General features: G+C 53.9%; 12 protein-coding genes. 9 read left to right on the forward strand and 3 right to left on the reverse strand.

Annotated elements, in window-relative coordinates:
* Positions 1-9 precede the first annotated feature (9 nt).
* A complete protein-coding gene (locus DPO_RS11290) occupies positions 10-660 on the reverse strand; it encodes a TetR/AcrR family transcriptional regulator (RefSeq protein ID WP_006966048.1) in 651 nt (216 codons plus the stop codon).
* 267 nt (positions 661-927) lie between these two features.
* On the opposite strand from DPO_RS11290, the gene DPO_RS11295 reads away from it, so the two are divergent.
* Positions 928-1410 (forward strand): adenosine-specific kinase, encoded by a 483-nt coding sequence (locus DPO_RS11295; protein WP_006966049.1) that lies wholly within the window; start codon positions 928-930, stop codon positions 1408-1410.
* Positions 1411-1460: 50 nt separating this feature from the next.
* On the opposite strand, the gene DPO_RS11300 is transcribed toward DPO_RS11295, so the two are convergent.
* Complete coding sequence (locus DPO_RS11300) at positions 1461-1883, reverse strand: universal stress protein (RefSeq protein WP_006966050.1); 423 nt, start codon at positions 1881-1883, stop codon at positions 1461-1463.
* A 300-nt stretch (positions 1884-2183) separates the two neighbouring features.
* Here DPO_RS11300 and DPO_RS11305 point away from each other — a divergent pair, with 300 nt between their 5' ends.
* From DPO_RS11305 to DPO_RS11335, 7 genes are all read left to right on the forward strand, one after another.
* A complete protein-coding gene (locus tag DPO_RS11305; RefSeq protein ID WP_006966051.1) occupies positions 2184-3332 on the forward strand; it encodes an acyl-CoA dehydrogenase family protein in 1149 nt (382 codons plus the stop codon).
* Positions 3333-3353: 21 nt separating this feature from the next.
* Positions 3354-4142 carry an enoyl-CoA hydratase-related protein gene (locus DPO_RS11310; protein ID WP_006966052.1) on the forward strand — a complete coding sequence of 263 codons (789 nt, stop codon included), beginning with the start codon at positions 3354-3356 and terminating at the stop codon, positions 4140-4142.
* A 4-nt stretch (positions 4143-4146) separates the two neighbouring features.
* A complete protein-coding gene (locus tag DPO_RS11315) occupies positions 4147-5736 on the forward strand; it encodes an acyl-CoA carboxylase subunit beta (protein ID WP_006966053.1) in 1590 nt (529 codons plus the stop codon).
* Between the two features lie 87 nt (positions 5737-5823).
* Positions 5824-6948 carry a beta/alpha barrel domain-containing protein gene (locus DPO_RS11320; RefSeq protein ID WP_006966055.1) on the forward strand — a complete coding sequence of 375 codons (1125 nt, stop codon included), beginning with the start codon at positions 5824-5826 and terminating at the stop codon, positions 6946-6948.
* A 22-nt stretch (positions 6949-6970) separates the two neighbouring features.
* Positions 6971-7606 (forward strand): helix-turn-helix domain-containing protein, encoded by a 636-nt coding sequence (locus DPO_RS11325; RefSeq protein ID WP_006966056.1) that lies wholly within the window; start codon positions 6971-6973, stop codon positions 7604-7606.
* Positions 7607-7629: 23 nt separating this feature from the next.
* The gene (locus tag DPO_RS11330; protein ID WP_006966057.1) at positions 7630-9579 is read left to right on the forward strand and encodes an acetoacetate--CoA ligase; all 1950 of its coding nucleotides are present in this window, start codon (positions 7630-7632) and stop codon (positions 9577-9579) included.
* Between the two features lie 91 nt (positions 9580-9670).
* On the forward strand, positions 9671-10498 hold the full coding sequence (locus DPO_RS11335; RefSeq protein ID WP_006966058.1) for a class I SAM-dependent methyltransferase: 828 nt from the start codon (positions 9671-9673) through the stop codon (positions 10496-10498).
* Positions 10499-10502: 4 nt separating this feature from the next.
* On the opposite strand, the gene DPO_RS11340 is transcribed toward DPO_RS11335, so the two are convergent.
* Complete coding sequence (locus tag DPO_RS11340; RefSeq protein WP_006966059.1) at positions 10503-12362, reverse strand: bifunctional acetyl-CoA hydrolase/transferase family protein/GNAT family N-acetyltransferase; 1860 nt, start codon at positions 12360-12362, stop codon at positions 10503-10505.
* A gap of 244 nt (positions 12363-12606) precedes the next feature.
* Here DPO_RS11340 and DPO_RS11345 point away from each other — a divergent pair, with 244 nt between their 5' ends.
* On the forward strand, positions 12607-14280 hold the full coding sequence (locus DPO_RS11345) for a Na/Pi cotransporter family protein (RefSeq protein WP_006966060.1): 1674 nt from the start codon (positions 12607-12609) through the stop codon (positions 14278-14280).
* Positions 14281-14333 lie beyond the last annotated feature (53 nt).

The following is a 14333-nucleotide window of genomic DNA, read 5'->3' on the forward strand; positions in this document are numbered from 1 at the left end:
CGGCTCCTTTTAAAATATGAGTCCGAGAATAAAATCGGTCTGGATGGCGGTATACTGCTCAATGGTGAACTGCTTTTGCAGATGCCAACGGCGGAAGGCCCACATCTGTCCGAGCACGGAGATGTTGTGTCCCACAAGATTAACGATTTCGTCATCCAGCACGGGAAAATTGTTTTTGCCGGACATCTGATTCAAGGTGGTGATAAAAATATCCGTGATGTTCAATTCATTGGTCAACACCCGTTCCTGCCATTTTTTCGGCAAAAACTGGGTCACCTGATACATGAGCAGAATATGGTCGGCCATGTTGTCACAAACCTTGAAATAGCGGCGAAGCACCCGGGCCAGCACGGCTTTGTCCCCGGTGTTGTCGGCCAGAGCCTCTTCCACGGCCTTCTGCACTTCTTCGTGGATGGTTTTGCAAACCAGGTAAAGCAGATCTTCCTTGGAGCTGACATATTCATACAAAGAGCCGATGGAAAATCCGGCGGCTTTGGCGATCATGCGGGTGGTGGTTTTATGGTATCCATGGGTGATAAACAATGTGACCGTGGAGTCAATGATATGACGGCGGCGTTCTCTGACCAGATCGGGATTCTTGATCTGGGTGGGGACCTCAGGGTCCGCTACCCGTTGTTTGTTCTTCCGGTCTTTTGTCACAACAGCACCACTCCCTGAATTATTTTTTTTCCGGACCGCACTTTAAAAAGCCCGGCCGAGCCGCTGTTTGCCTCACCTATATGAACGAGCGCTCAATCATACTTTTCTTACATGAATCCATACGCTTGTCAAGCAAAACCTTAGGCCAAAACGGGCATTTGTATTTTGACTTTTTTTTATGACCCCTTTGCGTTAAGATGAGCTGTCCAATCAGTCGGAAACCCAAAAAAATAACGCACAACAGCACCCGTTTGAAAGGAGCGTCATATGGAACTGAAAACCTTGGCCATTGAAAACCCGGAATCACTGAATTTCATTTTAGGCCATGCCCATTTCATTAAAACCGTCGAAGATATCCACGAAGCCATCATCTGTACCGTTCCCAATGCCCGGTTCGGGGTGGCGTTTTGTGAGGCATCCATGGAATGCCTGGTCCGGCACAGCGGCACGGATGAGGGACTGATTCAGCTGGCCCGGGACAATGCGTATGCGTTGTCCGCCGGCCATACATTCATCATTTTCATGCGGGACATGTTCCCCATCAACATTCTCAACACCATCAAGAACGTGCCGGAAGTGGCAAGGATTCACTGTGCCACGGCCAACCCTGTGGAAGTCATTCTGGCTCAAACCGATCAGGGCCGGGGCATTTTAGGGGTGATTGACGGATTTTCATCCAAAGGCATTGAAACAGATGCGGATATTGAAAAACGCAAAGGATTTTTGCGCATGATCGGATACAAACAATAAAACCAAGCGGGGTCAAAAAGTGAGGCCGCCTTTTTGACCCCGCCGATTGATTATTTGGTTATGAACACCGGGCATTCGGCTTTATTGAGCACCTGATGGGCCACACTGCCCAAAAACAGCCCGGCCAGATCCGACACGCCCCGGGACCCCATGACGATCAGATCCATTTTTTCAATTCTGGCCGCTTCCGCAATGTGCGTACCCGGCGTTCCCTCCAGAATTCGTGTCTCATAGGACACCCCGGATTTTTCAAGCATCTCCTCAAAGGGTTTGATCAGGTCTTCGGATGATTTCATGATTTCATCGATGGCCTTCTGAAAATAAGGCTCCGACAGCACCACAGGAAATCGGGCATGACAATGCAGCAGAAGAATGTGGGAGTCGAATTTTTTTGCCAGATCAATGGCATACCGGGTCGAATTAATGGAATGGGAAGACCCGTCCACAGGATTCATTATCTTTTTAAATTCCATCGCAAATCTCCTTTTTTAAAGTTTCAGATTCACTTTACAGAATGCAAACGTCTTGATCGCATGCGCTCATAAATATATTCTAAGACACCCCGGCAATAAAAAAAAGCAAAAAAATTAATTTCTTATCCAAGGGACAGCAAAAAACCATTGACAATTCATTTTTTATAAATGTAGTATCCCAAATAAATAGACTGAGCGCTCGATCAGTTTTTCCCCTTTCATCTTGTCGGGCGATGTTGAATACCGGTTGAAAAATTGAAACCAACTTCACAACAACCCATAAAAACAAGGAGGCGCAGGGTGGATTTTGACCTTACCAAAGAGCAGGAAATGATTCGTAAGGAAGTCAGAAAGTTTGCCCAGAAGGAGATCGCCCCAGTGGCCGGGGATCTGGACGAAAAAGAGGCATTTTCCGCTGACCTGACCCGGAAAATGGGAGAAATCGGTCTTTTCGGCATGTTTGTTTCTGAAAACTACGAAGGCCAGGCCATGGATTACATCTCATATATCATTGCCGTGGAAGAGATCGCCCGCATTGACGGGTCCCAGGCCGCCACCATTGCTGCGGGCAACTCTTTGGGGATCGGCCCCATCTACTATTTCGGCACGGAAGAACAAAAGAAAAAATACCTGCCCAAACTGTGTGCCGGGGAAGGGTTGTGGGGATTCGGGCTCACGGAACCCACGGCCGGCTCGGATGCCGGAGGCAGCAAAACCACGGCCGTCCTGGACAACGATGAATGGGTGATCAACGGGTCCAAAATTTTCATCACCAACGCGGCCTGTGACATGACCATGGGCGTGACGGTGCAGGCAGTCACCGGGACCAGGGACAATGGCAAACCTGAATATTCCTGTATCCTGGTGGAAAGCGGCACACCCGGATTCAAAGCCGTGCCCATGCACAAAAAAATGATGTGGCGGGCCTCCAACACGGCGGAACTGTATTTTGACGATGTCAGGGTGCCCAAAGAAAACATTCTGGGTAAAAAAGGGGACGGATTCCACCAGATGCTGGCCACCCTGGACGGGGGCCGGCTGTCCATCGGCGCCATGGGTTTAGGCGGTGCCCAGGGGGCCTATGACCTGGCGTTGAAATACGCAAAGGAAAGAGAACAGTTCGGCCAGCCCATATCCAAATTCCAGGCCGTGGCGTTTAAACTCGCAGACTGTGCCATGGAGATTGAATGCGCCAGAAACCTTTTGTACAAAGCCTGCTGGCTGAAATCCAATCACAGGCCTTTTGAAAAAGAGGCGGCCATGGGCAAGCTTTACTGTTCGGAAGTGATGAGCCGGGTGGTGGACCATGCCGTGCAGATCCACGGGGGGTACGGCCTGATGAAAGAATACCATGTGGAACGGTTTTACCGGGATCAGAAACTGCTGGAAATCGGGGAAGGCACCTCCGAGGTTCAGCGTCTTGTCATCTCGAGACACATCGGCTGCTGACGCCGGAATGGAGCATGAACCATGACTGATACACCTGATCTGCTCACCAAAGAGGAAAAAAACCAGGCCGTCATTCTCACCTTGAACCGGCCCGCCGTGATGAACTGTCTGAACTTTGATCTGCTGTATGCCCTCAGAGACGAAATCGATGATTTGCAGTTCTCTGATACGATCCGAAGCGTGATCATTACCGGGGCCGGAGAAAAAGCGTTCTGCGCCGGGGCCGACCTCAAGGAACGCGCCACCCTCACCCAGGACCAGGTCAAACAGTTCATCGTGACCATCCGAAATCTGTTGACGGCGATCCAGAACCTGAAAATGCCCGTGATCAGTGCCGTCAACGGCATTGCCCTGGGCGGGGGCACGGAAATCGCCCTGGCATCGGATATCCGCATCGCATCCGACACGGCCGTGATGGGACTCACGGAAACCCGGCTGGCCATCATCCCGGGCGGGGGCGGCACCCAGCGCCTGCCCCGGATTATCGGGGTGTCCAAGGCCAAGGAACTGATTTTCACCGGCCGGCGGGTGGATGCCAAAGAAGCCCTGGCCATCGGTCTGGTGAACGCAACAGCCCCCCCGGAAAAACTGATGAACACCTGCCTGGACATGGCCGCCATGATCGCCGAGACCGGTCCCATTGCCGTGGAAATGGCCAAGTACGCCATTGACAAAGGCATTGAGACGGACCTGGCCACAGGCCTTGCCATCGAGTCCAATGCCTACCGGGTCACCATCCCCACTGAAGACCGCATCGAAGGTCTCACGGCGTTCAAAGAAAAACGCAAACCCGTTTATAAAGGAAAATAATCCCATGACCGATAACCAAAACTTCTGGGAAGACCGGGAAAAAGAACTGGAAACCATGCGGGAAAAAGCGGCCTGGCCCGGCGGTCAAAAGGCCGTGGACAATCTGGCCAAACGCGGCAAACGCCCGGTGCGGGAACTGATCGCGGATCTCATTGACCCTGACACCCCGTTTTTTGAACTGTCCATGCTGGCCGGGTTCGGCATGGGATATCCCGGCGTGGAAGACGTCCCCTGCGCCGGCATTGTCACGGGTATCGGAAAAATTCACGGCAACTGGACCATGATCATGGCCAATGACTCCCGGGTCAAGGCAGGCACCTACTTTCCCATTACCCTGAAAAAACATATGCGGGCCCAGGCCATTGCGGAAAACTGCGGACTCAACTGCGTGTATATCGCGGATTCCGGCGGGGTATTCCTGCCCATGCAGGCGGATGTATTTCCCGATGACCAGCATTTCGGCTCCATTTTCTACAACATGGCCCGAATGTCTGCCAAAGGGTTGCGCCAGGTGACTTTAAGCACGGGCGGCAACACGGCCGGAGGCGCCTATATCGTGTTCATGGCCTGTGAATCCATCATGATCGACAAGCAGTCGTTTTCCTTTCTGGGCGGTCCGCCCCTGGTTAAAATGGCCACGGGCGAGGAGATTTCCGCTGAAGATCTGGGCGGGGCCAGGGTGCACACCCAGGTGTCGGGCGGGGCCGATCACATGTGCACGGATCAGGCTCAAGCCATTGCCAGGGTCCGGGAGCTCTTATCTTTGACCCGTCCCCAGACCCTGCATCTGCACCGGTATGCGGCCAAAGCACCCAAAACCGGTTCATCCACTGTGTACGATGTGCTTCCCGCCTCCCCCCACCATGGGATCAAGGGGCATGCGTTTCTTCAGGCCATTGCCGATGATTCCGAATTCATCGAAGCCAAGAAAAATTTCGCCCCGGGCCGGGGCACCAACATCCTCACCGGCAAAATCCGCATTAAAGGATTGCCGGCCGGTGTGATCTGCTCCAACGGGGCAGGCATTATTTTCCACGAAGCTGCCAAAAAAGTGGCGGAATGGGTGGTTAGATGCTCCTATGAAAAAGTCCCGCTCTTGTTCATCCAGAGCGCGCCGGGCTATATGGTGGGATCGGAATCCGAACATGCGGGCATCGGCAAATACGGGGCCGACATGGTGCGGGCCGTGTCCTGCGCCCAGGTCCCCCGGATCCAGCTGGTGATCGGTCCGGACAACGGGGCCGCCAACTACGGCATGTGCGGCCGGGCCTACCGCCCCAATTTTTTGTTTTCCACCATGCGGGCAAGAACCGGGGTCATGAGCGGCAAAAGCGCGGGCGGGGTGTTGTTGAGCATTGAGCAGGCCAAGCGCAAAGCCACAGGCAATCCCATGACACCCGACGAGATCGCTGCATTTCAGCAGAAAATGATCGACAAATACGAAGGCGAGGCCCACCCGTTTTTCTGTGCATCCCGCCTGTTCAACGACCGGGTCCTTAAATTCCATGAAATCCGGGACTGGCTGGCCATGGCCCTGGAAGTCAGCCTGGTCAGACCGATCCCGGATCCGTCGTTTGGAAACTTCCGGTTTTAAAATAATGGAACACACGCATTTTACCGTTTTTACGGTTGCCTAACAGGGCCGCCATATTATAAATTCCTTATATTGAGGAGACGACCCATGACAGAATATGATTACTGGAAAATTTTCCCGAGAATGCCCAGAAAAGTTACCATCGGCGACATCACGGTCAGAGACGGATTTCAGCATTTGGAAAAATTCATCTCCACCCCGGCCAAGATCACCTATCTGGAGGAACTGATTTTTGCCGGATGCCGCAACATCGAAGTCACCAATTTAGGCAATCCCAGAAACATGCCCCAGTTTTCCGATGCCGAAGAACTGCTGGCACACCTGCGGTCGGACAGTTTTGTGTCCCGGGCCGCCAAAAAAGGCATTGACATGAAAGATGTCACCCTGACGGCCATCACCATCAGAGAACCTTCCGTGGACCGGGCTATTGAACTCAAAAAGCGCGGCGTGGGCCCGGACCGGGTGCTGATGATGGTGTCCACGGAAGAACAGCATCATTTCGCCAATTCCGGCACCACCCTGCCCAACTACTGGAAAGAGGCGGAACGGTGCATCCAGAAATGCAGTGATGCAGGTATCAAAATGTGCGGCACCGTGTCCACCATCTGGGGATCTCCCATCGGCGGGGCCACGGCACTCAAAGACGCGGTCAAGTTCACCCGACACTGGCTGGATATCGGGGCCTCAGACATCGAGCATGCCGACCATGACGGGTCTGCATCCGCCCCACAGGTGTACCGGTACTTTTCCATGATTTTAGACGAAATCCCGGACACCGCTTTACACATCGCCCATTTCCATGAAACCAAACGGGTGGCCTCGGCTTCCACCCTGGCAGCGCTCCAGGCCGGCATCTGCCATTTTGAGTGTACCCTGGGAGGCCTAGGAGGGCAGCCGGCCAATTTTTTAGATGACCGGCCCATCAAGGGAACGGGCGACTATTATTATGACGATCCCCGGTACGTGGGCCTGGTATGCCTGGAAGATACCCTTGTACAAATCGATGAAATGGGTATAGAACACGGGTATGATGTGGACCGGATCCTGTGGCTGGGCAGACAGATGGAAAGAACCGTGGGCCACCGCCTGCGCAGCGAAGCCATCATCAACGGCCGGACCCTTACCCAAGGCCACATGGAATATGCCCGGCCCGGTCTGGCAAAACTCAAGGGAAAACTGGGAGAGGCCCCGGATCAGAAGTTTCCGGAATAACCCATTAAACAAAGGAGATGCAATGGAAAAGGAAGACAAAACTCCCCATATCAACGTGGACTATTTTGAAGACCTCACCGGAAATATTGAAGATGGGGATGACAAGTCCGTGGATGAGGTGGGAAAACGGATCCAGCAGCTAAGAGAGGAGCGGGGCATCTCACTCCAGGACCTGTCCGATTTGACCGGGTTTGAAGTGTCGCGCCTGGAAGATATTGAAGCCGGCAGGGAAAAACCCCAGCTGGGCATGGTCATGAAACTGTCCAAAGCCCTGGATGCGGCCGTAGGCCGGCTGGTTTCGGGCCTGGGCACCAAACTGTACTCCATTACAAGGAAAAACGACCGCAAACCCGTGGCCAGATCCGCTTCCAAAACCAGCAAAAAAAGCGTGTATGCTTACATGAGTCTGGCCCCGGAAGTCCAGGGCCGGCACATGGAGGCACTGATCGTGCAGCTGGAAAAAGCTGAGGAAAAGGAAATTTCCGTTCACAACGGGGAGGAATTCATCTATGTGCTGGACGGGGTGGCCAATCTGACCATTGCCAAGGAATCCTATGATCTGGAACCCGGGGATTCCGCCTATTATCTGTCCACCACCCCGCACTACCTGACCGCAAGAACCGAAAAGGCCACCATTCTGGCGGTCCTTTATGAATAAGTATGAACAAGGAGATGCCAACCATGCCTGAAAAACTGTGGGAACCTTCTGAACAAAGGATCCAGTCCACCAACATGTACGGGTTCATGACCCGGGTGAATGAAAAATTCAATCAGCACTTCACAGACTACCCCGGGCTGTGGGAATGGTCAGTAACCAATCTGGAGGATTTCTGGGCCACGGCCTGGGATTTTCTGGACATCAAGGTATCTGCGCCCTATCACACAGTGATCCAGGACAAAGACAAAATGCCGGGGGCGAAATTTTTTGCGGGCAGCAAACTCAATTTTGCCGAAAACCTGCTCCGGTTCAGAGATGACCGCACGGCCCTGGTGTTCAGAGGAGAGGATACCGTCCGCCGGACATTGACCTACAACCAGCTGTATGACGAAGTGGCCCAGACGGCGGCGGCCCTCAAGGCCATGGGTGTGAAGGCCGGAGACCGGGTGGTGGGATTCGTGCCCAACATGCCGGAAAGTATTATTGCCATGCTGGCGGCCACCAGCCTTGGGGCGGTGTGGTCTTCCTGCTCGCCGGATTTCGGCATCAAAGGGGTGCTGGACCGGTTCGGCCAGACCCGGCCCAAAGTGCTGTTCACGGCGGACGGGTATTTCTTCAAAGGCAAACCCTTATCCTCCATCGAGCGCATCGCCGGCATTGTGGCGGAACTGCCTTCCATTGAAAAAATCGTGGTGGTGCCTTATATCAGCGATACCCCGGACATTAGTGCATTGCCCAATGCCGTGCACTATGCGGATTTTAAGGACGCTTCCGCCAAAGACATCGAGTTTGTGCAGATGAACTTTGATGATCCCTTGTACATCATGTATTCGTCGGGCACCACAGGGTTGCCCAAGTGCATGGTTCAGGGCATCGGCGGGGTCCTGGTCCATCAGAAAAAAGAACTGGTGCTTCACACGGATCTGAAAAAAGAGGACACCATTTTTTATTTCACCACCTGCGGGTGGATGATGTGGAACTGGCTCACCGCCAGCCTGTCCGTGGGTGCCACCCTGGTGCTGTATGACGGCAACCCGTTCCACCCCGGACCCGATGCTTTGTGGCAAATGGCCCAGGATGAAAAAATCACGGTGTTCGGCACCAGTGCCGGCTATATCGAAGCGTTGAAAAACGCCGGGGTCAAGCCGGGAAGCCAGTTTGACCTGGCCCCGCTCAAATCCGTGCTGTCCACGGGCTCGCCTTTGTCGGATGAAAACTTTAAATTTGTGTATGCGCATGTGAAATCCGATTTGCAGCTGGCCTCCATTTCCGGGGGATCGGATCTGAACGGGTGCTTTGCCTTAGGCAATCCCATCGGACCGGTGTATACGGGGGAACTTCAATGCAGGGGCTTAGGTATGGCCGTATATGCCTATGATGACAACGGACAGCCCGTGGTGGACCAGCAGGCGGAACTGGTGTGCACGGCCCCGTTCCCGTCCATGCCCATCTATTTCTGGGGAGACGAGGACGGGTCCAAATACCATTCTGCGTATTTTGACCAGTTCCCGGGCATCTGGACCCACGGGGATTTCATCAAGGTCACCCCCAGAGGCGGGGTGATCATGTTCGGCCGGTCCGATGCCACGTTGAACCCGGGCGGGGTCCGCATCGGCACGGCAGAGATATACCGCCGCCTGGACGCCATGCCCGAGCTCGAAGATTCCGTGGTGGTGGGCCAGTCCTGGAACAATGATGTCCGGGTCATTTTGTTTGTGAAACTGGCACAGGGATATGACCTCACCCCAGAGCTGGAAGCAAAAATCCGGGCCGACATCCGGGCCAATGCCTCGCCCCGGCATGTGCCGGCAAAAATCATTGCCTGCCCGGACGTGCCCTATACCCTGAACATGAAAAAAGTGGAACTGGCCGTGAAAAAAGTGATCGAAGGCAAAGAAGTCAAAAACAAGGATGCCCTGAAAAATCCGGAAGCCCTGGATTTTTTTGAGGATCTGACTGAACTTAAATCCTGAAACCTGTAAAACGGGTCGTGTGGCACAACGCGGCAACACGGCCCGTTTTTATATCCCGTTTATCTTTTATCCATTTATCAAGGCCTTTGCCATGGAATCTTTTGTCCGTGACCATTATCATGCCAAAAACCTGCTCGACAAAATCGATGCCGGGCTCACCGCCGCCGGAAAAGACCCGAAACAGATTGATATCCGGGATCTGGCACCCGTGGATCAGCTGCACACGGGCGGGATCCGGGGCACCACCGCCCTGCTGGAACAACTGGATATTCCGGCTGGTTTTCATGTGCTGGACGCCGGATGCGGCCTGGGCGGCACCTGCCGGGTCATGGCAAAAACCTGCGGGTGTGATGTGACGGGCATCGATTTGTCACCGGACTATATTGAAGCGGCCCGGGTTCTGACCCACCGTACCGGGCTTGCGGAGCGGATACAGTTTAAGGCCGGCTCCATTCTGGCCCTGCCGGACGTCATCGGCCCTTTTGATCTGATCCTGTGCCAGCATATCCTGATGAACATTTCAGACAAACAGGCAGCCATTCAGCAGTTTGTCCGGCACCTCAAGCCGAAAGGAAAAATCATCCTGCATGAAATCGTGGCCGGGAGCCATCCGGAGCTGGCATTGCCCGTGCCCTGGGCCGCCTCGGCCGACATCTCGTTTCTGGAACCCTGGGAAACACTATTGGCCGGCTTCACAGACAACGGGTTCACACTGGAAACATTCATCGATGCCACGGCCATTGGGACCCGGTACTGGCAGAAAGCAAAGGAATTTGCCCTGAAAAATGCGGACGTTCCCCGGGCCTTAGGACCGCATCTGGTGTTCGGCGATATGGCGGCCCGGTTTCCGTTTACCATGTCCCAGAATTTTGAAACCCGTGCCGTCAAACTGGTTGAAGCCGTTCTGACACGGCATTGACCCGTCAGGATTTGAAATTGAGTTTCACATAATAAATCCCGGAGTTCAGATTTGATTCCATGGGAAGACCTGATTTTTCAAATACCTTGATCATGGGCTGATTGTCTGCCAGCACCTGGGCGATGATGCCCTTGAACCCCAAGTCCTTTGCCTGTTCAATCAACCGGGACAGCAGATAAGACCCCACCCCGATGCCCTGGAACCGCTCGTCAATGAGAAACGCCACCTCACCGCAGAATGTCCGCTCCTCTCTGACCATCCGGGCTTCGGCAATAATCTTCTGATTCCCTTTTTCCTCATGCAGCCCCACAATGGAAAATTCCTTTTTGTAATCCAGGTTCACATAGGCCTGCATCTTGTCATGGTCCATGGTTTTCACGGAATAAAAAAACCGGTAGAAAATCATCTCTTTGGAACACCGGTAGAAAAACCGGCGCATCATCTCTTCATCCGAGGGTTTCATGGCCCGGAAACGGATGGAAACGTCCCCTTTAAAGGTTTTGGTCTCTTCAATATGGGCCGGGTACAAATGAACGGATTCCGGCAGAAAAATCTGGTTGGCATAGATGAGTTTTCGGTCTCTGGCCTGGGTGATCAACGCCTGGCGGTCATCGGGATGGGCAATGTCGATCAATGCCTGGGCCCGCTCCCGAAGACTCCGCCATTTCAGGTTGGCCACCCCGTATTCCGTGATGATCATATGCACGGATTCCCTCATGCGCAGCTGGTTGCCGTATTTCTGGAGACTGAGCAGAATATTGGGCTTGCCTTTTTCATCCCGGCTGGGCAACGCAATGATGGTGGTGCCGTCCGTGGACGCTTCCGCGCCCCGGAAAAAATCGATGGCTTCCCCGGGTCCGGTGATCACGGCCCCTAAGAGCGGAAACGCCACACTGCCTAAAAGGTCCACTTTCCGTCCTTCATACAATGCCACGAACTGGGGATTGTTGGCAATGAACCGGGCGCTGCACACCCAGTCGATCCCCTGAAATTCCACCAGCGGGTTTCTGTGCAGCCAGGAATGCAGATCCCTGGTGCCCAGGGCATAGGAGACCAAAGATTTCCCCCGGAAAGGCGATTTCCGGGCATTGGTCACAGCCCCGGATTTCACCAGTTCTGCCAGGGCATCGGTAAAAAAAAGAGAATGGATGCCTAAGTCTTTTTTCCGGGCCAGATGCGGCACCAGGGCTTCGAACAACGGACCGAATGAAAAACTCAAGCAGTCCCCGTCCTTGATCACGGACGCCACATTGGCGGCCACCTGATCGATGGTCAAGGTCACTTCCGGCAGGTCATACACCACAGGCTCCCGCTTGGACCGCACCAGCAGATCAAAATCATCAATGGATACAAACGTATCCCCATATGTGAACGGCATGGCCGTGTTGATCTCCCCCACCACCAGAGACGCCTGCTCGATGGCTTCTTTTGCCACATCCACGGCAACGCCTAAGCTGCAGTATCCGTTGTCGTCCGGCGGGGTGATCTGGATGATGGCCACATCGATATCCAGCTTGCCGGACTTGATGACCCGGGGGATCTCGGAATAAAACGCCGGAATCAGGTCCACCTGGCCGGAAGAAATCGTGTCCCAGGCCACATACCCGGAAAAAAAAGTGGTCAGCCGGTGGTTGGGGGCATTGAGCCGGTCCACGGACAAAACCGTGTCCCCGAGCACGGCCAGCTGCACCAGCTCCAGGTCCCGGATATTGTGGCTGTCCACATCCAGCAGGGTTTTGATCAGGGTCCTGGGGGCTGCCGGTCCCGTGCCGATGAAAATCGTCATTCCGGGTTTGATATGATTCAATACATTTCTGGGTGAAATCAGCCGCTCGTCCCAGCTGAAATGATTTGAATCCGCCATGGCCGCTCCTTGTGGGAATTAATGGGTATAAAACAGATTGTAATGAGTGTTCATATCAACTTATGCAAAAACAGGCAAGCATAAGTACACGGCCGGCCGGGACCGGGCTGAAAAACGCAAGTTGTGATGCAGAAAATCCCGGTTTATTCTTGAAATTCCTGACCTGCCATTATATATGAACCCAAAAAAACATCAGCGTTTGATTAGATGATTTTCAGGAGCGTTAAATGACGGGCGGTATATTTTGCAGTTTTTAGGAATTCTGATCCACACCCTTGGCGGACTGGGCATGTTCATTCTGGGCATGAAAATGATGACCGAAGGGCTCCAGGCAACGGCCGGCCAGAAGATCCGGCGGATTCTGGAAGCCATGTCCGCCAACCGGTTCATGGGGTGTGCCACGGGCGCGGGTGTGGCCGCACTCATTCAATCCTCTTCCGCCACCACCGTGATGCTCATCGGATTTGCCACGGCCGGCATCATGACCTTGCAGCAGGCCGTGGGAGTGGTCATCGGCGCCAATATCGGCACCACCATCACGGGCCAGATGATCGCGTTCAAACTGACGGAGGCCGCTCTTCCGGCCATTGCCATCGGCGTGGGCCTGAAATATTTTTCCAAAAAACGAAAATTCCGGTATATCGGGGATATTGTCTTAGGGTTCGGGCTGTTGTTTTTCGGCATGATGGTGATGAAAGACGGGTTGTCCCCCATTAAATCCGATCCCCAGTTTGTGGCGTTTTTTACCCTGTTCAACACGGAATCCGTCATGGGGCTGCTGTTGTGCGTTCTCATGGGCGCCGTGCTCACGGTGGCCGTGCAGTCGTCTTCCGCCACCGTGGGGCTGACCATGACCCTGGCCGGGTCCGGGCTTCTGGACTATTCCACGGCCTTAGGGCTGGTTCTGGGAGAAAACATCGGCACCACCATCACGGCCCAGCTGGCCACCCTTGGATCCAACAATGTGGAAGCCCACCGCACGGCCAACGCCCATACCATCTTCAACACGGTGGGCGTGGGCATTATCCTGCTGACCTTTCCCTGGTTTGTCGACATTGTGGAACTGCTCACGCTCAAAATGGGGGCCGGGGCCGTCACCCACACCGTGAACGGGGAATTTGTGAATGTGGCCCGGTATATCGCCAATGGACACACGTTTTTCAATGTCCTGAATGCCTTGATTTTCCTGATCTTTTTACCCCGGCTGGTGCAGCTCACCATCTGGGTCTCCCCCAAACCCCGAAAATCCAGAGAACGGTACGGGCTGCCGGAATTTGATTCCGGGTTCATCGATTCGCCCATCGGGGCCCTGGCCCGGGTCAAGGGGGAAATCATCCGGATTACGGAATTTACCCACACAAACTTGAAAAAACTGGCCCGTTGCCTGCAAACCCGGGACGACGATGTCTTAGGAGAAAGGGAGCCTGTGGAAGAATTTCTGGATGACAGCCAGAAGGTGATCATTTCCTATCTGACCACCATTTATCAGGGGGAAGTAAACGAGCCGGAAGCCAAAGAAATTTCGGAAATGATGCGGATCACCAACAATATCGAACGACTCGGGGATTCCATGGAAAATGTGTCCAAAATCCTGGAACGCATCTATGACAACGGCATCGAGTTCAGTGACCAGGCCAAAAAAGATCTGACCGACATTTCCGACAAAGTCATTGAATTTTTAGGCATGATTGTGGATGAAATGCGGGAAAAATCAGACGGTTTCTATCAAAGAGCCCTGGCCTGCGAAGACATGGTCGACCAGATGAGAGAACAGATGCGCTACCACCACATCGACCGGCTGAGATGCGCAGAATGCTCCGTGGATGCCGGGGTCCTGTTCATCGCCCTGGTGTCCAACTATGAAAAAATGGGGAATTACTGCTTCAACATCGCCACGGGTGTAGACCGGATTATCTGACGGCCTTGTATGGCACAGGAGCCGGACCTGCCGCCGGCCCCTGCCAAGGTGTC

It is taken from the genome of Desulfotignum phosphitoxidans DSM 13687, assembly GCF_000350545.1.
Classification (GTDB): Bacteria; Desulfobacterota; Desulfobacteria; order Desulfobacterales; family Desulfobacteraceae; genus Desulfotignum; species Desulfotignum phosphitoxidans.